20 protein-coding genes are annotated in these 23,307 nt (G+C 72.1%); 4 read left to right on the plus strand and 16 right to left on the minus strand.

Features of this window, described 5'->3' with window-relative positions:
- Positions 1 to 62 precede the first annotated feature (62 nt).
- The 3 genes from Air01nite_RS31045 to Air01nite_RS31055 are packed head-to-tail and all read left to right on the plus strand — an operon-like array spanning position 63 to position 2,767.
- The gene (locus Air01nite_RS31045) at positions 63 to 890 is read left to right on the plus strand and encodes an oxidoreductase (RefSeq protein WP_203706900.1); all 828 of its coding nucleotides are present in this window, start codon (positions 63 to 65) and stop codon (positions 888 to 890) included.
- Positions 891 to 947: 57 nt separating this feature from the next.
- A complete protein-coding gene (locus Air01nite_RS31050) occupies positions 948 to 1,520 on the plus strand; it encodes an ArsR/SmtB family transcription factor (protein ID WP_203706901.1) in 573 nt (190 codons plus the stop codon).
- Positions 1,517 to 2,767 carry an MFS transporter gene (locus Air01nite_RS31055; protein WP_203706902.1) on the plus strand — a complete coding sequence of 417 codons (1,251 nt, stop codon included), beginning with the start codon at positions 1,517 to 1,519 and terminating at the stop codon, positions 2,765 to 2,767. The genes Air01nite_RS31050 and Air01nite_RS31055 overlap by 4 nt, the downstream gene beginning before the upstream one ends.
- Positions 2,768 to 2,828: 61 nt before the next feature.
- Here Air01nite_RS31055 and Air01nite_RS31060 read toward each other — a convergent pair whose 3' ends face one another.
- Genes Air01nite_RS31060 through modA form a run of 3 tightly spaced genes read right to left on the minus strand, consistent with a single transcriptional unit; the run spans position 2,829 to position 5,469 of the window.
- Positions 2,829 to 3,902 carry an ABC transporter ATP-binding protein gene (locus tag Air01nite_RS31060; protein ID WP_373310506.1) on the minus strand — a complete coding sequence of 358 codons (1,074 nt, stop codon included), beginning with the start codon at positions 3,900 to 3,902 and terminating at the stop codon, positions 2,829 to 2,831.
- Positions 3,884 to 4,669, minus strand: coding sequence for an ABC transporter permease (locus Air01nite_RS31065; protein WP_203706903.1), 786 nt, complete (start codon positions 4,667 to 4,669; stop codon positions 3,884 to 3,886). Before Air01nite_RS31065 ends, Air01nite_RS31060 begins: the two co-directional genes overlap by 19 nt.
- On the minus strand, positions 4,666 to 5,469 hold the full coding sequence (gene modA, locus Air01nite_RS31070) for a molybdate ABC transporter substrate-binding protein (RefSeq protein ID WP_239091090.1): 804 nt from the start codon (positions 5,467 to 5,469) through the stop codon (positions 4,666 to 4,668). The genes Air01nite_RS31065 and modA overlap by 4 nt, the downstream gene beginning before the upstream one ends.
- Before the next feature lie 110 nt (positions 5,470 to 5,579).
- Here modA and Air01nite_RS31075 point away from each other — a divergent pair, with 110 nt between their 5' ends.
- Complete coding sequence (locus tag Air01nite_RS31075) at positions 5,580 to 6,473, plus strand: class I SAM-dependent methyltransferase (protein ID WP_239091091.1); 894 nt, start codon at positions 5,580 to 5,582, stop codon at positions 6,471 to 6,473.
- 1 nt (position 6,474) lies between these two features.
- Here the strand turns inward: Air01nite_RS31075 and Air01nite_RS31080 are convergent, their stop codons facing one another.
- From Air01nite_RS31080 to Air01nite_RS31140, 13 genes are all read right to left on the minus strand, one after another.
- Complete coding sequence (locus Air01nite_RS31080; protein ID WP_203706906.1) at positions 6,475 to 8,142, minus strand: putative bifunctional diguanylate cyclase/phosphodiesterase; 1,668 nt, start codon at positions 8,140 to 8,142, stop codon at positions 6,475 to 6,477.
- A 114-nt stretch (positions 8,143 to 8,256) separates the two neighbouring features.
- Positions 8,257 to 9,744 carry a CYTH and CHAD domain-containing protein gene (locus tag Air01nite_RS31085; RefSeq protein WP_203706907.1) on the minus strand — a complete coding sequence of 496 codons (1,488 nt, stop codon included), beginning with the start codon at positions 9,742 to 9,744 and terminating at the stop codon, positions 8,257 to 8,259.
- 37 nt (positions 9,745 to 9,781) lie between these two features.
- Positions 9,782 to 10,108 carry an STAS domain-containing protein gene (locus Air01nite_RS31090; RefSeq protein WP_203706908.1) on the minus strand — a complete coding sequence of 109 codons (327 nt, stop codon included), beginning with the start codon at positions 10,106 to 10,108 and terminating at the stop codon, positions 9,782 to 9,784.
- A 108-nt stretch (positions 10,109 to 10,216) separates the two neighbouring features.
- Positions 10,217 to 10,579 carry a hypothetical protein gene (locus Air01nite_RS31095; RefSeq protein ID WP_203706909.1) on the minus strand — a complete coding sequence of 121 codons (363 nt, stop codon included), beginning with the start codon at positions 10,577 to 10,579 and terminating at the stop codon, positions 10,217 to 10,219.
- Positions 10,576 to 11,547, minus strand: a complete 972-nt coding sequence (locus Air01nite_RS31100) for a WxL protein peptidoglycan domain-containing protein (protein ID WP_203706910.1) — start codon at positions 11,545 to 11,547, stop codon at positions 10,576 to 10,578. Before Air01nite_RS31100 ends, Air01nite_RS31095 begins: the two co-directional genes overlap by 4 nt.
- Positions 11,548 to 11,699: 152 nt before the next feature.
- Entirely contained in the window at positions 11,700 to 12,896 is a 1,197-nt protein-coding gene (locus tag Air01nite_RS31105) for an Ig-like domain repeat protein (protein WP_203706911.1), read from the minus strand.
- Between the two features lie 146 nt (positions 12,897 to 13,042).
- Positions 13,043 to 13,819: a phosphate ABC transporter ATP-binding protein gene (locus Air01nite_RS31110; RefSeq protein WP_239091094.1), complete on the minus strand. Its 777-nt coding sequence runs from the start codon at positions 13,817 to 13,819 to the stop codon at positions 13,043 to 13,045.
- 44 nt (positions 13,820 to 13,863) lie between these two features.
- Entirely contained in the window at positions 13,864 to 14,811 is a 948-nt protein-coding gene (locus tag Air01nite_RS31115; RefSeq protein WP_203706912.1) for a sortase, read from the minus strand.
- Positions 14,798 to 16,429, minus strand: coding sequence for an Ig-like domain-containing protein (locus Air01nite_RS31120; RefSeq protein WP_203706913.1), 1,632 nt, complete (start codon positions 16,427 to 16,429; stop codon positions 14,798 to 14,800). Before Air01nite_RS31120 ends, Air01nite_RS31115 begins: the two co-directional genes overlap by 14 nt.
- A 69-nt stretch (positions 16,430 to 16,498) precedes the next feature.
- Positions 16,499 to 17,674, minus strand: a complete 1,176-nt coding sequence (locus Air01nite_RS31125) for a hypothetical protein (protein WP_203706914.1) — start codon at positions 17,672 to 17,674, stop codon at positions 16,499 to 16,501.
- Positions 17,675 to 17,862: 188 nt separating this feature from the next.
- Positions 17,863 to 20,421, minus strand: coding sequence for a hypothetical protein (locus Air01nite_RS31130; protein ID WP_203706915.1), 2,559 nt, complete (start codon positions 20,419 to 20,421; stop codon positions 17,863 to 17,865).
- Positions 20,418 to 22,013 (minus strand): phosphate ABC transporter substrate-binding protein PstS, encoded by a 1,596-nt coding sequence (locus tag Air01nite_RS31135; RefSeq protein WP_203706916.1) that lies wholly within the window; start codon positions 22,011 to 22,013, stop codon positions 20,418 to 20,420. The genes Air01nite_RS31130 and Air01nite_RS31135 overlap by 4 nt, the downstream gene beginning before the upstream one ends.
- Positions 22,010 to 23,305, minus strand: a complete 1,296-nt coding sequence (locus Air01nite_RS31140; RefSeq protein WP_239091092.1) for a PstA family ABC transporter permease — start codon at positions 23,303 to 23,305, stop codon at positions 22,010 to 22,012. Before Air01nite_RS31140 ends, Air01nite_RS31135 begins: the two co-directional genes overlap by 4 nt.
- Positions 23,306 to 23,307 lie beyond the last annotated feature (2 nt).

The following is a 23,307-nucleotide window of genomic DNA, read 5'->3' on the forward strand; positions in this document are numbered from 1 at the left end:
TCCGCCGCAGCCCGGCCAGGACTTCGACACAGATCCTAGGGTGGGGGTGAGGGGGTGTTTACATGCCGAAGACCTGGCTTGTCACCGGGAGTTCGCGCGGGATCGGGCGGGCGATCTGCCGAGCCGCGCTCGACAACGGCGACAACGTGGTGGCCACCGCCCGCCGACCGGCAGGTCTGCGCGATCTGGTCATGGAGGATCCCGATCGGGTACGCGCGGTCGCGCTGGACGTCACCGACCCGGTCGCGGCCGAGAATGCCGTAGGTGCGGCGGTCGAGGCGTTCGGCCGCATCGACGTAGTGGTCAACAACGCCGGCAACGCGAACACCGCACCGATCGAGCACACCTCGCTCGACGAGTTCCGCAGCCAGATCGACGCCAACCTGTTCGGCGTCATCCACGTCTCCAAGGCCGCCCTGCCCTATTTCAAGGCCCAGCGTTCCGGCCATTACCTCCAGTTCTCGTCGATCGGCGGCCGGGTGGGCGGCACACCGGGCATCGCGCCGTACCAGGCGGCGAAGTTCGGTGTCGAAGGTTTCTCCCTGGTGCTGGGCGCGGAACTGGGGCCGTTCGGCGTCAGGGTGACGATCGTCGAACCGGGCAGCTTCCGCACCGACTGGGCGGGTTCGTCGATGCGGATGGACGACGGCGGGCCGGACTACGCGGAGACCGTGGGTTTCATGGTGCGGTACCGCGACGAGAACGCGGGCCGCGCGGCCGGTGACCCGGCCAGGGCCGCACAGGTGCTCGTCGACGTCGTCGGCCTCGATGAGCCGCCTCAGCGGTTGCTGCTCGGCTCCGACGCCCTCGGGATCGCTGAGCGACACAACACCGCGCTCGCCGAGGAGACCGCGACCTGGGCCGAGGTGTCCCGCTCCACCGACTTCTGAAACAGTCGTTTCGCAAGAGCTGTTGCGCAACATCTCTTGCCGTGCCACGCTGTCCGCATGACAGAACGTCAGGTCCGCCAGGTCACGGACTCCCGCGTGCTCGCCGCGATGTCGCACCCGCTGCGCCGGCGGCTGCTCGACGTCCTCGCCGTCTACGGCCCGCAGCCGGTCGGCGCGCTCGCCGAGCGGACCGGCCAGGCGCCGGCCAACATCAGCCACCACATGAAGGTCCTCCGCGACTGCGGCCTGGTCGAGGAGGCACCCGAGCGGGCCCGCGACAAGCGCGAGCGGTGGTGGCGGCCGGTCTCGGCCGGGTTGCGCTGGTCCGGCCGGGACTTCGCCGACGACCCCGCCGAGTCCGCCGTCCTGCAGGCCGCCGAGTCGCTCAACCTCGACCGCCAGGTCGCGCTGGTCCGGGAGTGGTACGCCGCCGGCGACGACGAACAGGCCGTCTGGGGTGAGTCCGCGTTCGCCGCCGACCGCTGGCTGCACCTGACCCCGGAGGAACTGGCGGAGCTCAACCGCGAGATCCTCGCCGTCTTCGACCGCTGGTCGGCACGGGACGCACCGGACGGGCCCGAGCGCCGCCCGGTCTTCGTGTTCGCACACGGCGTGCCGGCCCAGCCATGACCGTCACGCGGGCGAGAAGCGCACCGGCCGCCACCGGCGGTCGCGACTTCCGCCTCTTCTGGCTCGGCCAGACCACTTCCAAGGTTGGCAGCAGCGTGACCGCGGTGGCCCTGCCGCTGGTCGCGGTGGCCACATTGGACGCCAGCACGTTCCAGGTAGCCGCGCTGGCCGCGTGCTCCTGGCTGCCCTGGCTGCTGATCGGCCTCCCGGCCGGCGCGTGGGTGGACCGGCTACCCCGCCGCCCGTTGATGATCGTCTGCGACCTGCTCTGCCTCGCGGTCTTCACCAGCGTCCCGCTGGCCTGGTGGCTCGGCACGCTGACGCTCACCCACCTGTTCGCCGCCGCCCTGCTGACCGGCACCGCGGGCGTCTTCCTGCAGACCGCCTACCAGGTATACCTGCCGACGCTGCTGCCGCCGGCCGAGCTGCCCGCCGGCAACGCGCGGCTGCAGAGCACCGAGGCCGCGGCCAACGTGGCCGGGCCGGGCGTGGCCGGCCTGGTCACCCAGCTGGCCGGCGCGGTCATGGGCCTGCTGGTCGACGCGGCCAGCTTCCTGGTCTCGGCGCTCTGCCTGCTCCGCATCCGCACCCCGGAACGACTCCATCGTGGACCCCGCCGGCCGCTGGGCACCGAGGTGGCCGAGGGCCTGCGGTTCGTCGCCCGGGACCCGTACCTGCGGATAATGACGGTTTGGGGCGCGACCAGCAATCTGGCCCTGACCGGCTACCAGGCGGTGCTCGTCGTCTTCCTGGTTCGCGAGGTGGGTGTGGTGCCCGGTGTCGTGGGTGGACTGCTCGCGGCGACCAGCCTCGGTGGCGTGCTCGGCGCCGCCACCGCTGGCGCGCTCGCGCGGTCGCTCGGCAGCGCCCGCGCCCTGCTCGTCTGCGCCGCCCTGACGCCGCCGTTCGGTCTGCTGCTGCCACTGGCCGAGCGCGGGCCGCGGCTCGCGCTCGGCGTCGCCGGGCTCGCCGTTGTGTCCGCCGGCGTCAGCGCCGGCAACGTGATCAAGGGCAGCTTCCGCCAGGCGTACGCGCCGCATCAGCTCCTCGGCCGCGTGACCGTGAGCATGCAACTGCTCAACTACGGCACGATCCCGCTGGGCGCGCTCGTCGCGGGCGCGCTCGGTGCCGCCATCGGCGCGCGCCAGACGATCTGGCTGACCATGACGGCCGTGGTCGCCGCGGGTCTGATCCTCCTCGCGGGCCCGATCCGCCGCACCCGAGACCTGCCGACTCACCCCGGATAGGCGCTCGACACCGTGGCCGTTGACCGCCGGGCCACACCGACCCCGAGCGGACCCTGCCGACTCAGGCCGGATAGGCGTTCGTCTCGGTGGCCTTGACCGCTGCCCAGACCCGTTGGCCGGCCGTCAGGCCGAGCTCCGCCGCCGCTGGCGGGGTGATGTCGGCGGCGGCTTCGATCGGGCCTTGCAAGCCCACCCGCAGGTTGTCGCCGTGCCGTTGGACCCCGGCCACCGTCGCCTGCCACACGTTGCGCGGGCTGCCCTCCGGCCGTTCGCTGAAGATCGCGACAGCGGACGGCCGGAACGCCACGAAGGCCTCGCCGCTGACCCGGTCCGTCACCGCCAGGGTGAGCCCGTCCGCGACCCGGACGCCGCCGTCGGCCGCGTGACCTCGGTAGAGGTTGAGCCCGACGAGGCGGGCCACGTAGTCGGTGCGCGGCCGGGCGGTCACCGCCGCCGCGTCGCCCTCCTGCACCACCGCGCCGTGCTCGATGACGACCAGCCGGTCCGCGAGCACCAGGGCGTCGAGCGGGTCGTGGGTCACGAGCAGGGTCGCACCGGGGTGCTCGGCCAGGTGGCGTTGCAGCTCGACGCGGGTGTCGAGGCGGGTACGCGCGTCCAGCGCCGCCAGCGGCTCGTCAAGCAACAGCAACTCCGGGTGGGTGGCCAGCGCCCGGGCCAGCGCCACCCGCTGGGCCTGGCCCCCGGAGAGCTGGCGCGGCTTGCGCTTGGCGAACTCGGCGAGGCCCACCCGGGCCAGCCAGTCGGCCGCCTCGGCCCGGGCCTTGCGCTTGTCGACGCCGTGCCGGCGCGGCCCGAAGGCCACGTTGTCGAGGGCCGACAGGTGCGGGAAGAGCAGGTAGTCCTGGAACACCACGCCGATCGGGCGGCGTTCCGTCGGCGTCCACACCCGAGCGTCGGGGCGGTCCAGCTCGCGCTCGCCGAGCCGGACGTGCCCGGCGGTCAGCGGCTCCAGGCCGGCCAGCGCGCGCATCGCCGTGGTCTTGCCGGCGCCGTTGGGCCCGAGCAGCGCGAGCACCTCGCCGGCCGCGATGCGCAGGTGCACGTCGAGCCGGAAGGTGCCTCGGTCGACGACGAGCCGGGCGTCGAGCAGGTCGGTCATGCGCTCGAGATCCATTTGTCGCGCAGGCTGGCCAGGATCACGACGGAGACGAAGAGCAGCAGCAGGCTCAGCACGATCGCCGCCTGGAGATCGGTCTCGAGCGCCAGGTAGACGGCGAGCGGCATCGTCTGCGTCTTGCCCGGGAAGTTGCCGGCGAACGTGATCGTCGCGCCGAACTCACCGAGCGCCCGCGCCCAGCAGAGCACGGCTCCGGCCGCCACGCCCGGTGCCACCAGCGGCAGCGTCACGCGGGTGAACGTGGTCCACCGCCCCGCGCCCAGCGTCGCGGCCGCCTCCTCGTAGCGGGCGTCCGCGCCGCGCAGCGCGCCCTCGACCGCGATGATCAGGAACGGCATCGCGACGAACGCCTCGGCGACGATCACCCCGGCCGTGGTGAACGGCAGCGTGATGCCGAAGGTGCTGTCGAGCCACTCACCGATCAAACCGCGCCGCCCGAACACGAGCAGCAGCGCGACACCGCCGACCACCGGCGGCAGCACGAGCGGCACCGTCACCAGCGCCCGCACCAGCCGCCGGCCCGGGAAGGAGACCCGGGCCAGCAGCCAGGCCAGCGGCACGCCCAGCACCAGGCAGCCCAGCGTCGCGACGGTCGCGGTGAGCAGCGACAGGCGCAGCGCGGTCAGGATGCCCGGCTCGGTGAGCCGGCTGGGCAGCGTGGTCCACGGTGTGCGGTAGAGCAGGCCCACCAGCGGAAGGATCAGGAAGAGCAGCCCCAGCAGGGCGGGCACGATCAGCGCCAGGGGAGCCCGGCGGCGTCTCACGGTTTCTGGAAGCCGGCGTTCGTCAGCACCTGCTCTGCCGCGGGAGACAGCACGTAGTTGACGAACGCCTGCGCGCCCGCCTGGTTGGGTGCGTTCTTGAGGACCACGATCGGGTACTCGTTGACGGCGCTGGCCGACTCGGGGAACTCCACCGCGTCGACGTCGTTGGCCGCGGCCTTCGCGTCGGTGCGGTAGACCAGCGCCGCGTCGACCTCGCCGAGGGTCACCTTGGACAGGGCGGCCTTCACGTCCTGCTCCTGGGTGACCGGAGTGACCTGGACGTTGGCGGCCTGCAGCGCCTTCTGCGCGGCGGCGCCGCAGGGCACCTGCGGCGCGCAGAGCGCGACCTTCACGCCGGGCTGGGCGAGCCCGGAGAGCGAGGTGATGTTCTTCGGGTTGCCCTTCGGCACCGCGATCACGAGCTGGTTCTTGGCGAAGTTCTGGGGGGTGCCGTCGGCGTTGCCGGCGTCGGTGACCGTCTTCATGTTGGCCGGCGCCGCCGAGGCGAACACGTCGGCCGGCGCGCCCTGGTTGATCTGCGTCGCCAGGGCCGAGCTGCCGGCGAAGCTGAACGTCACGGTCGTGCCGGGGTTGGCCGCTTCGAAGTCCTTGCCGATCTGGGTGAAGGACTCGGTGAGCGACGCGGCGGCGAACACCGTGATCGGGCCGCTGACCCCGCTGCCGCTGGTGCTGCCCGCGGTCGGGGCGGTGTTGGCGGTGTTGGCGCTGTCGCTGCCGCAGGCGGTGAGACTCGCGGCCGTGACGGCGGCCAGGACGATGCTGATCCAACGTGCTCTCACGGGCGCACCCTTTATCTCAGGCCCTCGCAGCTGCGATGGCGATCCAGGCATCAGGATGGCATTTTCCCCAGCCACTGGTCAGGATAGGCCAGCAATTGCAGGATAGAGTAGTGACCAGGTGGGACGAGATGATCGACAACCTCGTCGATCTGCTCCCGGCGGCGGCGACCGTGGTCGTCGATGGGGCCGGCGAGCGCAACGGGCTGGTGGCCGACCGACTGGCGGCGCAGCGGGTCTCGGTGACCTCAGGCCCCTGCTGGCGCGAGTCCCGCCCCGACGTGCTGGTCTGGTTGCGCGTCCCGCCCGCCTCCGTCGACAGCCCCGAGCACCAGGCCGACGTCGTGATCGACCTGCACGATCCGCAGTGGCCGGTCATCCGGCACGTGGACCCTCGGCTGGCCGACCGCACCCGGTGGTACCTGCCGGAGAGCCGCGCCTTCTTCGCGACAAGGGCGGCGACCTGGGACGCCAAGTTCGGCGACGACCTGCCCGCCTACGCGGCGGCGGTCGCCGAGGCCGCACTGGCGGCCGGCGGCGTCGCGGTCGACGTCGGCTGCGGCACCGGCCGGGCGCTGCCCGCGCTGCGCGCCGCGGTCGGGCCGACCGGTCGGGTGCTGGGCATCGACATCACGCCCGAGATGCTGGCGGTGGCCGCCGAGCGCGCCGGCTCGCTGCGGGCGTTGCTGCTGCTGGCGGACGCCCGCCGGCTGCCGCTGCCCGACGGCGCGGTCGACGGGATCTTCGCCGCCGGTCTGGTCGCCCACCTGCCTGACCCGACCGCCGGCCTGCGCGAACTGGCCCGCGTCACCCGGCCCGGCGGTCGGCTGGTGATCTTCCACCCGTCCGGTCGCGCGGCCCTCGCTGCCCGGCACGGCCGCCCGTTGCGCGCTGACGAGCCACTTTCACCAGGCCCGCTGGCGGCGTCGACCCACGCCAGCGGCTGGCGCCTCGACACCTACTGCGACGACGAGCACCGGTTCCTGGCGCTGGCCACCCGGGACTGACTCAGCGGCCGGGGGTGCCCGCCAGGGTGGTCAGCAACGCGTCGAGCGGCTGCGGCCGGCCGACGTAGAACCCTTGTGCATAGTGGACACCGAGGTCGAGCAGGGCGGCGACCTGGGTCGCGGACTCGACCCCCTCGGCCGTCACGCTGATGCCCAGGCCCGCCGCGAGGTCGGCGAGCAGCTTGACCACCGTGTGGTCACCGGCGTTGTGCGGCAGACCGACGACGAACGCCCGGTCGATCTTGAGCCCCTGCAGCGGGAGCTGGGACAGGTAGCGCAGGCTCGTCGAGCCGGTGCCCATGTCGTCGAGGACCAGACCGACGCCGGCCCGCCGCAGCGCGTCCAGCCGGGGCATCGCCTGCGACAACGTGCCCAGGTCGGCGTCCTCGGAGATCTCCACCGCCAGCCGCTCGCCGGGCAGGCCCGCCGCGGCCAGCGCGGCGGTCACGGAGTCGTCGACCGACAGCGCGAGCGTCGCGGCGGAGACGTTGACGTAGACGCGCCGCGGCGCGGTGTCACCGTGCCTGCCCAGCAGCGTGGCCATGTCGGCACAGGCATGATCGAGGACCCAACGATCGAGATCGGGTACGTGGCCCGCACGGTTGGCGTCCGCGAGGAACCGCCCGGGCTGCAGCAGGCCGAACCGCGGATGCAGCCAGCGCACCAACGCCTCGACGCCGACCACGCGGCGGTCCCGCAGGTCGACGATCGGCTGGTAGAACAGCCGCAGCTCGTCGTCGCGGATGGCGTCGAGCACCGAACGATCGCTCTTGGCGGGGCGCATGGCCAGCTCGGCGCCGACCCCGGTGACCACGGCCGTGCGCCCGCCACCGGTCTGCTTCGCCTGGTACATCGCCATGTCGGCCTCGCTGAGCAGGCTGTGCGAGTCGGCCGTCGGGCCCGACGCCGCCACGCCCACGCTCGCCGACACGGTGGTGCCCCGGGGCAGGTGACCGTCGCGGGCCGTCACCGCGAGCACGAAGCGGTGGCCGAGGGCGTACGCGGCGGACTCCGCGGGTTCGTTGCCCGACAGCCGCGACAGCACGGCGAACTCGTCGCCACCGAGCCGGGCGACCAGCTCGCCGGGCAGCGCGGCCCGGGCCATCCGCTGCGCGGTCACCACCAGCACGGCGTCGCCGAGCTCGTGGCCGTGCGTGTCGTTGATGCGCTTCAGGCCGTCGAGATCGACGTACGCGAGCAGCACACGCTCACCGCCCCGACCGGCCTCGGTGCACGCCGCGGCCAGCCGGTCGAGCAGGTGGGAACGGTTCGCCAGGCCGGTGAGCTCGTCGTGGGTGGCCCGGTGCGAATACAGGCGGGCGAGGCCGTCGAAGATCTCGGCGGCCGACACGCGCCCGGCGACCTCGCCGTCCTCGTCGACCAGCACGTCGTCGTAGGTCTGGTGCGCGGACCGGGCGCGGGCCATGAAAGCGGCCGTCTCCACCGGAGTGTCAGCCGGAAGCCGGAGCGGTCGCCAGTCGGCGGCCTCGACGATCGGCTGGCGGGACCGCAGTGCCCGGCCGAACCCGAACGGGCCGGCCATCATCGTGCCGAACGGCTCCCGCATGATCAGACCGCGGTGCGGGCCGTCGACCACCACCACGCAACGCAGAAGCGGGTCGGCCCGGAACAGGTCGTCGACCTGGCCGCAGGTGTGGTCAGCCGACACTGTCGAGACCGCTCGCGCGAGGCCCCGCAGCGTAGCCGATGGTGGGGGAGCGCCCCCGAAGCCGTCCACCGAGGCAATTTGTAACACCTCGCGGGTGCGACACGCTAGCGACTCTCACCTCAACCAGCGGCGCGATTTGCGGCGGCGGGCCTTGGCCTGCGCGGCGGGCAGCTTGGCGACCAAAGAACGGCCATGCGCGGCCTGCTCGGCATAGAGGACCCCGTAGGTGAACGCGTTCGCCCGACGCGCATAGGCCCGCTCGCCCAGGTCCCGCAGCACCTGCCGGGTGATCACCGAGTCCTGGTGGTCGCCGAGCAGATCCTGCAGGCCTTTGAGACCGCGGACCAGCCGCTTCGCGCCCTTGTCGCCTGAGCGCTGGCGCACCTCGACCGCGTACCGGCCACGCTTGTAGGCCTTGCGCGCTTCGTGCAATGCCGGGTCGTCGTCACCGACGCCCCCGTCCGACTGGCGCTCGAGCGCGGTGTCGAGCAGACCGTCGGCACGCCGCACGGCCCGGTGGATGCGCTTGTTGACCCAGCGCGGGCCGACCTCGGTCGCCGGCGGCGCCTCGACCACATCGTCCAATGTCGACAGCAGCTCGACGTAACGCGGTGAGCTCAGCGCCCGGCGCAGGCGGGTCAACGCGGCGGACTCGTCGGCGGCGAAGTGCTCGGCGAGGTCCGCGGCGACCGGCCCGAGCACCAGGTCGTCCGGTTCCAGGCGCACCGCCCTGGCCAGTCGCGGCCCCATCACCTGTGCGTCCCGCACGCCGCCGAGCTGCTCGCCGAGCCACTTGAGCTCCGCCCGTACACCCTCGATCCGGTCCTGGTCCCAGAGAGCGCGGAACGAGCGGAACGTGCTGCGCAGCCGGCGCACCGCGACGCGCATGTCGTGCACGCCGTCGACGTCGCCCGCCCGCGCGGCCGGCTCGTGCGCGACCAGGCTGTCCCGGGTCGCGGCGGCGTAGGCGAACACCGGTGTCGCCGCCCCCGCGTCGATCGCCGTGAGGTCGCGGAGCCGGTCGTCCAGCACCCGGCGAATCTTCGCCGGTGAGCCGGGCACGGCGCCGGCCGCGCGCAACCGCCGCTCGACCTCGTCCAGCACCTCCTCGTCACCGTCGACCAGCTCGACCTCGATCTCGTGCCAGGCCGTCCGGCCGCCGTCGACCAGGTCGTGCCCGACCACCGCGTCGTCGGCGAGCGAGGCCAGCACCACACCGTCGGCGTCGCGCAGTTGCCACTCGCGGCGGCGGGTCTCGACCCGGGCCACCGGCTCGACCGGCTCGCCGCGGGACGCGCCGCGGACCAACCGCATCAGGTCGGCCGGCGGCTGGCGGCCCCGGGTCAGCGCGCGCTGGTGCTCGGTGCGGGCACCACCGGCGGCGCCCACCTTGAGGTGCCAACCCTGGTCGGCTCCGCCGGTGCGCCGGCGCAGCGCCAGGGCACCGCGGGTCAGCCGCAACCGCGGGGTGTCGTAGTAGGTGGCGTCGAGCTTGATCACGACCGGGTCGCCGAGTGCGGCGATGCCGTCTCCCAGCAGGTCCGGCACCTGGAAGTCCGCGGGGCACTCGAACTTGCGCTCACGCTCCACCACCGTCCGCATACCCCACTCGTACCCCATCGTGGGGCCGGTATGCGGGTCAGACGCGGGCGGCGGTGCTGACCTGGGCGCGGGGCAGTCCGGCCACCAGGAGCTCCTCGGCCACCAGCGGTGCCGCGTCACGCACCGTCATCGATACGCCGCTGTCGCTGGCCACGTCGGCGCCGGCGACCACGGCGCCGATGCCTTCGGACTCGATGTGGCCCGCGCCGCGCAGGTCGACGACGACCCGGGTGGGGTCGAGGTGACGGATCGCACGGACCAAGGCCGATCGCAGCGCGGCTGCGTCGGTGGGATCGACGTCGCCGCGCACCTCGATGACGACGACGCCTAGCTTGTCGCGCTCCGTGACGAGCACGGTACCCACGGGGATACCTCCGGGTCGGCCCGCTGTTTCGGCGCCTTTACGGTATCCGTGCCGGCAAGCTCGCACCACCCACCGGTTCGCCGTCCGTTCAGCTACGAAAGCATGGCTCTAGCGTCCACCGCTTCGGGCAAGCCAACGTTCGGCCTCGGCGCGCCGGCGGGCCATGATCCGCAGCGCCACGCCGCCCCCGGTGACCGCCGCGCCGATCAGCGCGATCGTGCCCACCGCGGCGCCCGTCCGGGGCAGGTCTCCCCCGCCGCCCGGATCGTCGTCGTCGGGGGTCGGCCGCGTCGTGGTGGGGCTGGGGGTGGGTGTCGGACTCGACGGCCCGCCCGGTCCCGGCTCGATCCGCACGGTGAGGTCGACCGACACGGGTCCCGGTGACGGGTCCGCCGCGGCCGCGACCGCCGGCAGGATGACCGCGGCGGCGACCCCGATGCCGAGCGCGGCTGCCAGCGCCCGCCGGTTCACGGCGCCGGGACCGGTGTGGGACCGGCCTCGTCGAGGAACGTCGGCGCGGGCCGGCGACGCGCGCGGAGCAGGAGGATCCGGTACACGACCAGACCGAGGATCACGACCAGCAGAGCGAGGATCAGCCAGGGTACGGCGGTCGTCCCGGCCGCACCCGACACCGACGGCAGCGTCTCCCGGTTGGTCGCGGGGTTGAAGTCGACGCGGGTGTTCAGCCGCCCGGCCGGGAAGACGGAGGAGAACTCCTGCTTCAGCCGCAACTCCGAGCCGGGCAGCAACTCGTCGACGGTGATCGCGTCACCACCGGCGAGGCGCATGCCCAGCGGGCCGTCGACGCCCACCCGCACGGTGCCGGAGAGCCGCACGTTGCCCTGGTTGGCGACGCGGTAGGTGACCGCCATCCTGCCGCCGGGCACCGGGATGATCGGGTTCTCGTAGTCGACCTCGACCGCGGTGATCGCCGCGACCGGATGCAGCGGCCCGGCGACCCGCAGGTAGATCCGCGCGGCCACCCGGCGCTCGACGTCGACGCGCTGGCCCTTCTCGTTGACCTGCTGCTCGGTGATCGAGGCGATGATGCCGCCGATGTGGTCGCCCGGCGCCGCGTCGGCCGGCACCGTCACCGTGAACGGCATGTCGGAACGCTTGCCCACGGGCAGTGTGGTCCGCGCCTTGGGCAGCTTGACCCACGCGCCGACACCGTCGGGCTTGGCGCTGCGCGGCAGCAGGGCGAAACCGCCGTCGGCGGCCGTGAACGCGTCGGTCGCGTACAGGTCGACGGAGATGGGCTTGTCGCCGAGGTTGCTCACCGAGATCCAGTCGGTGATGGCCTCTTTGGTGTTCAGCTCGTAGTCGAACTGCTTGCGCCCCTTGGGTCCGGTCGGGCTCGACGGCACGATCGTCCACGTAGGACTCTCGTCGGCGCGCGCCACGGCGGCCGCCGGTGCGACGCCGGTCGAGAGCAGCATCGCCGCCACAGCGACGAACGCCCCGGCACGCCAGGCGCGACGGGGAAGTCTGACAGTTATGGGTTTCATGTGGCGGCTCCGGGTTCGACGTGGAACGTGGGGCGGCGGAGGTGCCGCGATCGCGGCACCTCCGCCAGACGACTCCAGCCGGATCAGGCCAGCGTCAGGGTCAGGGTCGCCGCGTACTCACCCGGGGCGACGTTGTCAGGGATGGTGAGCTCCAGGCCGGCGTCGCAGGTGAACGTGCCGGCGCTGGCGCCCGAGGCGGCCGAGCAGAGGGTGCGGGCGTCGCCGAGGTCGGCACCGGCGCCAGCGGTCACCGCACCGGAACCCGAGACCTTGGCGGCCGACGGGGTCCAGGAGAGGTTGCTGTTGGCGATGGTGTTGGTGCCCTGGGCGAAGTCCTCCAGCTGGCCGGTCAGGGCCCAGCCGGTGTTGGTGCCGCGGAGGTCGACCACGGTCGCCTTCGGCAGCGCGCCGTTGGCCTTGCCACCGACGACACCGCCGGTCAGCGAGGCGGTCGGCGCCGCGACGGCCAGGCTGAACGCGCCCGGGTCGATCGGAGCCAGGATCTCGACGTCCGCCGTCGGGCCGGCAGCCGTGCCCGGCGTGATGGTGAACGACGACGCGGTCGACACGGACGGCTTGAACGCGGTGGCGTCCGTCGGCGTGAAGGCCGCGGTGAACTGGTAGGTGCCCACCGGCAGCGCGGTGGTGGCGAAGGTGGCGACGCCGCCGGTCACCGGCGCCGAGCCGATCACCGTCGAGCCGCGCTTGAACTCCACCGTGCCGGCGGCGGTGTTGGGGGTCACGTTCGCGGTGAAGGTGGCCTCCTGGCCGCGCTCGATGCCGCCAGCCGGGGCGACGGTCAGCGCGGTGGTGGTGTCCTCCGCGACCGGGACCCGCCACTGGTCGCCGGTGACGACGATCGCGGTCTGGAACTCGTCGACGTGGCGACCCTCGGTCAGCGAGTAGCACTCGACGATGACCCACCACTCACCGGCGGCCGGCGCGGTGCCGCCCAGCGCGGTGGTGAAGGACCGGTTGGGTGCGATCGTGACCGGCGCCTCGTCGTACCCACCGCCACCCAGCGGGACAGCCAGGTTGCTGTAGGGGCCGCCGGGACGACCGACCCGCAGACCCGCGTTCTCGCCGAAGCCGGCGGGGCACGCGGCGCTGGAGCCGCTCGCGAACATCGGGGTGTCGTTCACGCTGCCGCTCTGCTGCGACAACGTGACGCCGCCCAGCGAGGCCGCCTGCGCGGGGCTGGCGATACCCGCCAGCACGCCGGCCGACAGCGTCACCGCGCCCAGCAGCGCGGCCGCGCGAGCGAACACACGCTTGCTCATGGATCACTTCCTCTCAGAAGTTCAAGCCGGGTCCGGTGATCCGGCCCGATCAGGCTTTACAGCGGCTATGACCCGGTAATCAGGCCGATCTCTCCGCCGGACGTGCGATAGGGAAACAATTGGTGTTACGGCCTCGTCCGTTTCGCTCATCCGAACCGACCATTGACGTAGTCGTTGGTCCGTTCGTCGCGCGGCGCGTCGAACATGACGTCGGTCGGCCCGTGTTCGACAATCACGCCCGGCGTGCCGTGCGCGGCGAGGAAAAACGCGCACAGATCCGAGACGCGCGCCGCTTGTTGCATGTTGTGCGTGACGATGACGATGGTCACTTCGCCCGCCAACTCCGCGATGGTCTCCTCGATCCGCCGCGTCGACGTGGGGTCGAGCGCCGAGCAGGGTTCGTCCATCAGCAAAACCCGCGGGCGCACGGCCAACGAACGCGCGATGCAGAGCCGTTGCTGCTGGCCGCCGGAGAGCGCGCCGCCCGGCGAACGGAGCCGGTCGCGCACCTCTTTCCAGAGACCCGCACGGGTCAGCGTCTCCTCGACGATGCCGTCCCTGGCCGAACGGGAGGCGCGGGTGCCGGTCAGTTTGAGGCCCGCCAGAACGTTGTCGTAAATGGACATCGCCGGAAACGGGTTGGGCTTCTGGAAAACCATGCCGACCTGGCGCCGCACGTCGGTGACCCGGCGCTCGGCCGAGTAGAGGTCGCGGTCGTCGAGGAGCACCTCGCCGGCCAGCGACGCGGTCGGCACCAACTCGTGCATCCGGTTGAGAATGCGCAGGAACGTCGACTTGCCACAGCCCGACGGTCCGATGAGGGCGGTCACCTTGCCCGCGGGCATGGCCAGCGACACGCGGTCGAGCACCTTGTGGTCGCCGAACCAGGCCGAGATCGCCCGGGCGTCGAGGGTTCCGCCCAAGGGTGGGGCGATCTGCGTTTCGGTGAGCGTCATGGTTCTTTCCTTCAGAGCAGGTTGGGCAACAGGCGCGCGGCCTGGTCGGCGGTCGCGAGACCGAGGAACGCGAGGACGGGCACGCCGATGATCCAGGCGTGCCAACCGCTCAACCGGGTACGCAGCCAGGTGACGGCGACCGCGCCGATCAGCAACGCCTGGCCCCACAACATCGTCCAGACCCAGCCGATCGGGTCGGTGCCACCCAGCCGCTCCTCCGCGGGCAGGGCGGACTCGCCAAACCGGCGGGCCGGCGTCGCCTTGGCCGGCGAGGTCAGGTCCGCGTCGACGTAGAGCACGCCGGTGGGGTCGAACTGCCGCCCCTGCGCGGTGATCAGCGTCAGCCGGCCGGAGCCGCTCGCGGGAGGCGCGGGCTCCGGGTCGCCCGGGCGGCGCAGGCCTGTGACGCGGTACTCGGACTCGCCCTGGCCCGTCGTCGCCAGCACCTTGTCGCCGGGGATCAGCGTCTCGAGGTCGCGGAACGGGGCGCCGTACGCCGCCTGCCGTCCCATCAGGACACTGGTCCCCTGCTGTCCAGGCAGGACGGTGTCCCGCCGGTGACCGGGCCCGGCGCGCAGGACGTCGCCGCTGGTGCCCTCGACCACGACGGAGTCGAGCCCGATCGCCGGGATCCGCAGGATGGCGACCGCGCTGCCGGGCGCGACCAGTTGCTCCGGAAGCGGGTTGCCCTGGGAGTCGAACGACACCCGGTACTGCCCGACCGGCGCTACGCCGAGGACGAGCTCCGCCCGGAAGTCCGCGAACAGGGTCTGCTGGTCACGCTGGTACTGCAGCCAGGAGACCGCGGTCAGGTGCGCGACGAGGCCGATGGCCAGCACCGCCACGAGCGTCAGCGCGGTGCCGGTGATCTGCAGCGATCCGTTGGGCCGGCGCGGCGGCGCCGCCGGCCCGTCCGGGGCCGACGGCGCCGGAGGCGCCGGTAGCTCAGTCGTCGTCATCGGAACGGTCCAGCCAGGGCACGGCCGGGAACAGCCGGCGCCGCCGGCCCGCGGTCATCGCCAGCACGCCGATCCCGATCAGGCCGGCACCGACCATGGACACACCGACGATCGGCGCGCCCGTGAGCGCGAGGCCGCCACCGCCGGAGCCGTCGTCGTCCCCGCCCGGATCGTCGCCGCCCGAGTCGTCCGCCACCTCGACGACCCGGACCGTCTTGACGGGCGAGGTCGACCCCTCGAACTGTGCCGTGTCGGTCGGGACGAACTCCGCCGTGAGCTGGTGGCTGCCCAGCGCCAGGTTGTTGACCGAGATGGCCGCCTGGGCCTGGGCGACCTCCGTCGGCACGCCGAGCACCGTGCTGCCGTCGCGGAAGGTGACCCTGCCGCCGGCACCGGTCGGCGTGATCTTGCCGGTCAGGATCAGCGTCGTGCCGACCGCCACGTCGCCCTGAGTGCTCAGCGTCAGCTCGACCGAGGTCTTCGTCTTGTTCGGATCTTCCCCGCCACCGCCGGTGACCTCGTAGTCGGTGACCGTGACAGTGGACAGCCCGAACCCGGTATCCGACGCGAATGCGGCCTGGATGTCCAGCTTCCCGCCCGGCAGCGTCGTGGTCTTGGTGCTCGCCGCGTGGTCGGCCACCGGCACCGCGGCGCCGATCGGGGTGGGCGCGTCGGCCGACCCGCGCCGGTAGGAGAACGTGACCGTGCCCGCCGCGTCCGCGGGTTCGAGCGTCGCCGTGAGGGTGACCTCGGTGCCGTGCGCGACCGGGCTCGCCGGTGTGATCGAGAGCTTGATCTCGGTCGGCACCGGATCGGTTGCCTGGCGCACGTTGAGCTTGACCGGCGTCGCGCTCGACGGGAAGAACTTCCCCGGTGGGCCGTACAGGGCGGTAAGCAGGTGCGACTGGCCGCTGAGGTTGGGTGGGATCTCGCTGGTCCGCAGCTCGGCCCGGCCGTCCGCCACGGTCGCCGTGCCCAGCGACCTGTCCTCTGTTTCGCCGGGCGCCGTGTAGACGAACTCGACGACGCCGCCCGCGGTGGCCGGCGTGACCGTCGCGGTCAGCGTCACCTCTTCACCTGCCACTGCCGACCAGGCAGGCGAGGTGGTCAGCGCCACCGAGCTGGCGGTGAACCCGTCCGGGCAGTCGGGGCCCACGGCCCACTTGTCGCCGCAGACGGTGATCCGCGTCTGGAACTCGTCGTTGTTGCGTCCCTCGGTGAGGCTGTAGCACTCCATGATCACCAACCAGTCGCCGTCGCCAGGAGGCGTACCGCCGAGGGCGGTGGTGAATGACCGGTTGGGCCGGACGGTGATCGGCGCTTCGTCGAAGCCACCGCCGCCCAGGGGAACCGCGATGTTGCTGTAGGGGCCGCCCGGCTTGCCGACCCGCAACCCGGCGTTCTCGCCGTAGCCGGCCGGACACTTCGGCGTCGTCGCCCGGCGGAACATCGGTGTGTCGTTGACGGTGCCGGTGCTCTGCGACAGCGTGACGTCGCCGAGGGAGGCGGCGCTGGCGGCGCTGGAGGCGATCACCACGGTGCCGCCCGCGATGCTCGTGATCGCGGCCGCGAGCACGCAGGCACGCGCGATCAGTCGGGACGTACGACGCCTGGACATCGCTGGCAACTCCTTGACATTCGAGGGTCCGGGCGGCCTTGTGGGCCGCCCGGACCGGGTTGTGCTCGGTTACGCGTTGGCCTTCAGGTCGGTCGCGCCGCAGGCGGCGTTGAGCAGGTCGATCCCGACGGTGCGCTTGCCGAAGCCGAACAGCTCGATGACGCTGCGGGGGGTGCCGCCGACGTTGACGCTGGCGGTGCAGACCGCCGAGTTGGGGCCGACGAACGTGTTGGCAACCGCCTGGACAGCCAGGTCGGCGGTCGGCACCACGTTGTAGACGTCCCGCCGGAGCGGGAAGTTGTTGTTCAGCACGCCGCCCACGACGGGCTGCTGGATGGCGCCGGTGCCCTGCCGCATGCCGGTCAGCACGGCCTGGCCGCGCCGGTCGGTCACGGTCACACCGGTCGCGGCCTGGATCGCGGCGACGTTGCTCTGGGCGATGTACTGGCCGGCCGAGAACGGCACGATCTGGTTCAGGTTGCCGTTCAGGACGGTGCCGTCGTGCTCCTGGACGCGCTCGAAGTTCGGCGCGGCCGGGGTGGCCGGGTTGCTGTCGGTGTCCCGGGCCAGGCAGGGGTAGTCACCGAGGTTGATCTCGGCCTCGGTGATCTGCATCTTGCCGGTCCAGAACTGCCAGGTGCCGGAAGCGGCCTGGATCAACCGCGGGGTGACCGGCGAGCCGGCGACCGCGGTGTCGAAGCACTTGTAGACCCGCTGCACCTGCGCGAACGACAGGTTCGCGGGCACGTCGCCGCCGACGTTACGAGCCAGCGCCACGGCGTCCACACCGAACGGGATGTAGGTGTAGTTGCCCGCGGTCGTCGGCGGCGTCGGGCCGCCGTAGGACGACGAACGGGCGAAGTCGACGCAGTTGCGCACGTCGACGCCGTTGAAGAAGCCCGGCCCGCCGTGGGTGCCACCGAGGTTCTCACCCTCGGAGGCGCGCAGCGCCTGCCGGCCCGCACCCGAACCGTCGGGACGGCTGAACGTGCAGTTGGTGGCCTTCGTCTTGATCGGCGAGGTGCCACGGGCGTCCCACGATGCGATGACCTCGTTGCCGCCCGACACGATCACGGTGCCGAAGCCGTTCATCACGTCCTGGGTGGTGTCCGAGCCGACACCGGCCAGGGTCCGGAAGTCGGTCGCCGGGTTCGGGTCCGCCATGGCCGGCGCGGCCACGACGGTTGCTCCAAGCGCGGCGGCCAGGAGGACGGCGCCCACCCGGCCGACGTTCTTGACCTTCATGTGTGCTCCCTTTCTGCGGGGCATGTGACTCGTAGCCGCCCTGCTGACGGACGAGGCACGGTCATCGTCGCCAGCACCGGACCTGCCTCGATACCGCGTGCGGGCGAACGTTTCGCGCGGGTGCGTTCCGCCAACACGTAGGCCGGATGAACGCCGACCTACGGCCGCGTTCACTCCACTGTGGTGGCTCATGAACGCCCCGCTCCGATCCGCTTGAGGATGGGGCCGACGATGCCGCCGGCCAGGCCGACGATCAGGATGATCAGCATCAGGTTGCCGAACATCCCGAGTGGACCGCCCGGGGTGATGTCGGCGGCCCGCACGACCGGTGCGGTGGGCGAGGGTGCCACCGGCGCGATCGACGGCAGCGCGCCGGCGGTCGGCACGGCGGCCGGCGGCGGGGGTGGCGTCGCCGGAGGCGAGGTGGGCGGCGCGCCGCGCTCGAGGAGGTCCGCCGCCCGCATGGTCTGCGCGCGCATCGCCTGCGGCAGGGGCACGTAGCCCTCCGGCAGCTGGCCCCTCGCGAGGCCCGGCTGCTGGCCGTCGCCGGCGATCTGCCGGAGCAGGGTGGCGTAGTCCTTGCGCGCGTCCGGCGCCTCCAGGAGGTTGCCGACCGCGTAGTTGATCATTGCCAGCGGGTACGCCGTCTTGCTCTTCGTCCAGGCGGTCGCCGCGTCGATCACCTTCACGCCGGACACGTCGGAGTTCTTCGCGAGAGCGGCGGCGGCGAGTAGGCCGTCGTCGTCCGGCGTCCGGCACTCCACGGTGCCGACGAGCACCTTGTTCTCCCGCTTCGGCTTGCACAGCTGCGCCGAGTAGAGCCCGTAGCGCGCCGCCGACGCCGAGTCCGTGATGGACATCGCCATCCTGGCGCCCGGCGGCTTCCGCGGGATCGGATCGTAGTTCGGCGGCAGCAGGTTGAAGTTGAACGTCGGCTGGCGGCCCTTGGGGTCGGCCCGCAGCGTCTGCAGCGCGGCCTCGGAAAGGCTGCCCATGTAGGGCCGCATGTTCTGCGTGCAGTGCGGGTAGATCACGTTGTCCCAGATCGCCTCGGTGCACTTGCCGTCGGCCTTGGGGAACGTGTCCAGCGCGGCGTTCGCCACGTTGCGGTAGTTCGGGTTGACCGTCATGCCGTGCTCGTCGGGCGTGCCCGCGAGAAACGCCTTGGCCTCGGCGTCGGACAGCAGCCACTGCCAGACCTGCCGCGAACCGGCGGAGTTGCCGAGCGAGACCACTAGGCCGTCGAGGGTGGCCGACCGCGTGCGGTCCCACCATTCGAAGATCGGGTTGATGGTCAGGAACTCCGGGTCCTCGCGGATGTTGTCGAAGTTCGCCGTCGCGAGCTTCTCCGTGTCCTTCGCGTCCCGGCGGTAGCTCTGGGTCAGCAGCTTGGCGATCAACCGCGGCGTGAGCTTGATGTCGTTCAACGCGGTGCCCGTGCGCGCCAGCACGTCGGGCGGCACCTGGCCGGAAGCCTGGCTGGGATCGACGATGTTGGCGTCGATGTTGATCGCGATCTCCATGCCGCTCAACGTCGCCGGCGCGTGGACGACCGGTGGTTGCCCGGGACCCGGGCGCACCGGGTCGGCGGTGAACACCATCCCGGGCGCGCCCACGCCGGTCAGGAGCACCTGCCGGGACGCCTCGGCGTCGCCGATCGCGGAGTAGCCGATCACCGGGCCCTGGTTGGCGCAGACGCCGGGCTGCCAGGCGGTGACCGCCTCGGCCACCATCTCGGTGCCCGCGGTGCGCCGCTCGGCCTGGTTGAGCGGGCAGAGACCGGTCACCGGGCGGAACTCCAGCGGTACGACGATGCGGTTGACCCAGTTGGCCGGCAGGAACGGGCTGCCGTGCACCGCCTCCAGCGCCGGATCCACGGGCGTTCCGTCGTACGGGTTCAGGTGCCCGCGCGGCACGATCACGAGCGAGCACTTCGGGCCGTCCACCAACTGGCCCGCCCGCTCGACCTTCGGCGCGCCGCAACCGAGGTCCGGCGCCCGGCCCGCGTCCTGCAGCTCGAAGATCGCCCGCCCGGTGCCGTCGGCGGAGGTGAGCGCCCAGGGGATCTCGTTGGTCGAGGCTTCCGCGAACGACTCGCGAAGCACGTCGACGTCGGTCTCCTGGATGAACTGGCCCTCGACCGCGGGGTTCTCGATCATCCTGAACGGCCTGACCGCGCTGCCGTCCCGGAACCGGACGCCCTGGACGGTGCGGAACGGGATCATCTTGGCGTCCGGCTGCAGGGTGCCCGGCTTGTCGGGCTCGTTTGCCGGCGGCAGCACCTCGGCCCCGTCGCGCAGCGGGTAGTCCGCGAGCCCGGCGGTGAGCGAGCGCGAATTCGCCGCCTGCGACGTCGTTCCGGAGCGGCCGGTGAACGGCGAACCGATGTTCATGCCGAACTGGCAGGTCTCCCGGAAAGCCAGCGCGTCGGCAGGATCGCCCCAGCACTGCATGATCTGCAGGTAGTCGATGCCCAGCGCGCGGGTGCGCGGGCTGGGTACGCCGCCGGTCCAGGTGACCTCGATCGCCTGGTTGGTCAGGTCGCGGGTCTGCGAGACGGTGACCGCGAGGCTGGTGAAGTCTTCTTCGCCGTCGAAGCGACCGTGCACGGTCACGGCGGAGCCGCCGCTGCCTCCGGCCGAGATGGTGTCCTGCGCGGCCAGGGTCGGCGCCGGCCCGGGCAGCACCACCAGCGCGATCCCGGCGGCCAGGAGCAGTGCCAGGCCGCCCGCGCGCAGCCGCCTCACGGCCGGTGCTCCCGGTCCGAGCGGGACCGCCAGCGCTGCGCGAGCAGCGGCGGGATCAGCACCAGACCGAGCGCCAACAGGCCGGCCAGCAGCATCGTGGTCTGCTGCAGGCCCCAGCCCGGCCGCCCGGCCAGGTTGACCGGCTCGGCACCGACTAGCTCGGAGTCACCGCCGGCCAACCCTTCCTGTGGACCCGCGCTGGCCGAGGCTGACGGCCCGGCCGTGGGCCCGCCCGCACCCGCGTTGTTGGTGTTGCCGCCGGCGGCCTGTCCCGAGGAGGTGCACTGTGCGGCGGCGAGCACCGGCGTCTTGGCCTGCGCGCCGGCCGTACCGTCGCCGCTCTGCTTGGATCCGCGCTTGTCGCACGGCGACGGCTGTTTCGCTGTCCTGGCCAGCGTGTTGGACCCGTCCCGCGAGAACGTGGGGTTGTTGCACTGTGCCAGCGGCGCGGCGTGCTTGACCGCGCCGGGGATGCGCGCGACCTGTGCGAACCCGGCCTGCACCAGGTTCACCGGCAGCGGCGAGTAGCCGAGCACGTCGGCCTGCTGCTGCCCTTCGCAGAGGAAGTAGTTGGCGAACTCGCCGAGCGTGAAGCCCTTGTCCTCGTTGATGCCGCGACCGGTCTCGGTCGGAATGATCATGTAGGAGTACGACGACAGCGGGTACACCCGCGGGTCGGTGAAGCGGTAGACGTCGTCGAGGATCTGCGTCAGGTAGTCCTGCGAGCGCGTGTTGGTGTTGATCCGCGCCTTCGTCAACGCCACGGCCACGTTCGACGCGGTCGGCTCGACGTAGTAGTCGGCGGCGTTGCGCAGCTTCACCACCGGGAACCGGGCGCCGATCGCGTACGAGTACTCGACGTAGGTGATCGCGCCTTCCGCGTTGGCCTGCGCGACGTAGCCCGTGACACCGGTCGAGCCCTGCTGACCGACGAAGCCGTCTGACGAGCGGTACGGGTACGCCGAGGTGATCCCGCACGGCGCCGGCTTGCCGAACCTGCGGCAGTAGGCGTTCCAGATGCTCGGGTACTGCTTGCTCATCCAGAGCGTGAACTGCGCGCTCGTGCCCGAGCCGTCCTGCCGCACCACCGGCACGATCCGCCGGTTCGGCAGTGCCAGCCCCGGGTTGTCGGCCTTGATCCGCGGGTCGTTCCACTGCTTGATGACTCCGGTGAAGATGCCCGCCACCACGTCGCCGGAGAGCCGCAGGTTGGTCACCTGCCGGCCGCCGATCTTCAGGTTGTACATGAACGCGGTGCCGCCGGCCACGATCGGCATGTACGCGAACTTCCGCGGTGGCAGGGTGTCCACACCGCCGAACGCGTCCCGCAGGCCGTACGGGATCTCGGAGACGCCGAAGTCCACAGTGGCGTTCCGGAACTGGTTGCGGCCGTCGGTGGAGCCGGTCGGGTTGTAGTTGACGTAGAGCTGGCGCTGCAGGACGTTCCGCCGCCAGTTGTCGATGGCGTTGGAGCTCCACGTCGAACCCGCCCCGTTGATCGGTACGCGCCGGGGTGCGGCGGCAGCGGGTGCGGGCACCAGGGCCGCGATGGCGACCGCGGTGGCGGCGGCGATCAGGGCTCGGACTTTCATGTGCTGACCTCGGTGTCGTCGCTGGTGTCACGGATCGGCTCCGGCGGCGCCGAAGCCAGTCGGGCTCGTTCGCGGCGGGAGAAGCGCACCGCGTCGCGGTAGGACCGGCCGGCCCGGCGGCGGCGCTGGCCCCGGCCGAGCTGCCCGGCCGGCTTGCCGCCGATCACCCGGGCGATCGCGAACAGGATCAGCACGAGGAACATCAGCACGGCGGCCGCGCCGAAGCCGCGCGCGATCATCCCCGCGTCGGGCCGGGTGACGGAGGTGAAGACGTACAGCGGAAGGGAGATCTGCGGTTCGTGCAGCGGGTTGGCGTTCGTGTACGCGGTGACGCCCGAGGTGAGCAGCACGGGCGAGGTCTCGCCGATGCCGCGCGCCGTACCCAGGATGATCGCGGTCATCAGGCCGGACCGCGCGGTCGGCAGCACCACGTGCCAGACCGTCCGCCACTGCGAACCGCCCAGCGCCAGCGACGCCTCCCGCAACGTGCCCGGCACCAGTCGGATGACCACGTCCGCGGCCCGGATCACGATCGGCAGCATCATCACGCTGATCGCCAGCGACGCGGCGAAGCCGGACTTGCCGACCGCGAGCCAGTGCAGGCTCTCCGGCAGCCGCCCGCTCTCCCGCCACTGGTTCAGCAGCAGGATCACGGAGGAGTAGATGAACAGGCCGGCCACCACCGACGGCAGCGCGGTCATCGCCTCGACGATCGTGCGGACGAACCGGCTGAACCGGCCCGGCAGCTCGGCGAGGAAGACCGCGGCGACGACACCCATCGGCACGGTGAAGGCGAGCGCGATCCCGATCTGCTCGAGCGTGCCGATCACCGCGTGCCGGATGCCGCCCACCGACAGGGGTTGCAGCGGACCGGCGTCGCGCATGTCCTGCGTGTAGAAGTTGCGGTGGCCCAGCGCGTCCAGGCCGCGGTAGAAGGTGAACACCACCACGACCACGAGCGCGATCAGCATGAGTACGGCCAGCCCGTGCACGAGGACGGCGGCGATCCGGTCGCGCACGGTCGGTCCGCGCTCGTCCAGGCCGGTCAGCAGTCCGTAGATCGCGACGAACAGCACGAACGTCACCACGACGAAGCCCAGAGCACCGTCGAACGGGGTGAGCCGGGTGAACAGCAGCGCGGTCAGCGACAGGGCGGCCCAGGCGGCGCCGAGCGCGACGAACACGTCGGTGCGGCGCATGGACCCGGTCGTCCGGCGCACCTCGACGCCCGGGTCCGCGGCGCGCTCGGGCAGCGTCGTCGTCGTGGTCGGTGCTTCCATGGTTGTCGTCATCG

The organism is Asanoa iriomotensis, from assembly GCF_016862515.1.
In the GTDB taxonomy this organism is placed as follows: Bacteria; Actinomycetota; Actinomycetes; order Mycobacteriales; family Micromonosporaceae; genus Asanoa; species Asanoa iriomotensis.

Bases quoted from the DNA above. Each gene is read 5' to 3' on its own strand.
- Air01nite_RS31085 (WP_203706907.1), bottom strand. From the start codon at position 9,744: ATGCGGACGGTGGTGGAGCGTGAGCGCAAGTTCGAGTGCCCCGCGGAC.
- Air01nite_RS31135 (WP_203706916.1), bottom strand. From the start codon at position 22,013: ATGAAAGTCCGAGCCCTGATCGCCGCCGCCACCGCGGTCGCCATCGCG.
- Air01nite_RS31140 (WP_239091092.1), bottom strand. From the start codon at position 23,305: ATGACGACAACCATGGAAGCACCGACCACGACGACGACGCTGCCCGAG.
- Air01nite_RS31125 (WP_203706914.1), bottom strand. From the start codon at position 17,674: ATGAAGGTCAAGAACGTCGGCCGGGTGGGCGCCGTCCTCCTGGCCGCC.
- Air01nite_RS31115 (WP_203706912.1), bottom strand. From the start codon at position 14,811: ATGACGACGACTGAGCTACCGGCGCCTCCGGCGCCGTCGGCCCCGGAC.
- Air01nite_RS31050 (WP_203706901.1), top strand. From the start codon at position 948: ATGACAGAACGTCAGGTCCGCCAGGTCACGGACTCCCGCGTGCTCGCC.
- Air01nite_RS31060 (WP_373310506.1), bottom strand. From the start codon at position 3,902: ATGGATCTCGAGCGCATGACCGACCTGCTCGACGCCCGGCTCGTCGTC.
- Air01nite_RS31055 (WP_203706902.1), top strand. From the start codon at position 1,517: ATGACCGTCACGCGGGCGAGAAGCGCACCGGCCGCCACCGGCGGTCGC.
- Air01nite_RS31100 (WP_203706910.1), bottom strand. From the start codon at position 11,547: ATGCTGCTCTCGACCGGCGTCGCACCGGCGGCCGCCGTGGCGCGCGCC.
- Air01nite_RS31120 (WP_203706913.1), bottom strand. From the start codon at position 16,429: ATGTCCAGGCGTCGTACGTCCCGACTGATCGCGCGTGCCTGCGTGCTC.
- Air01nite_RS31045 (WP_203706900.1), top strand. From the start codon at position 63: ATGCCGAAGACCTGGCTTGTCACCGGGAGTTCGCGCGGGATCGGGCGG.
- Air01nite_RS31105 (WP_203706911.1), bottom strand. From the start codon at position 12,896: ATGAGCAAGCGTGTGTTCGCTCGCGCGGCCGCGCTGCTGGGCGCGGTG.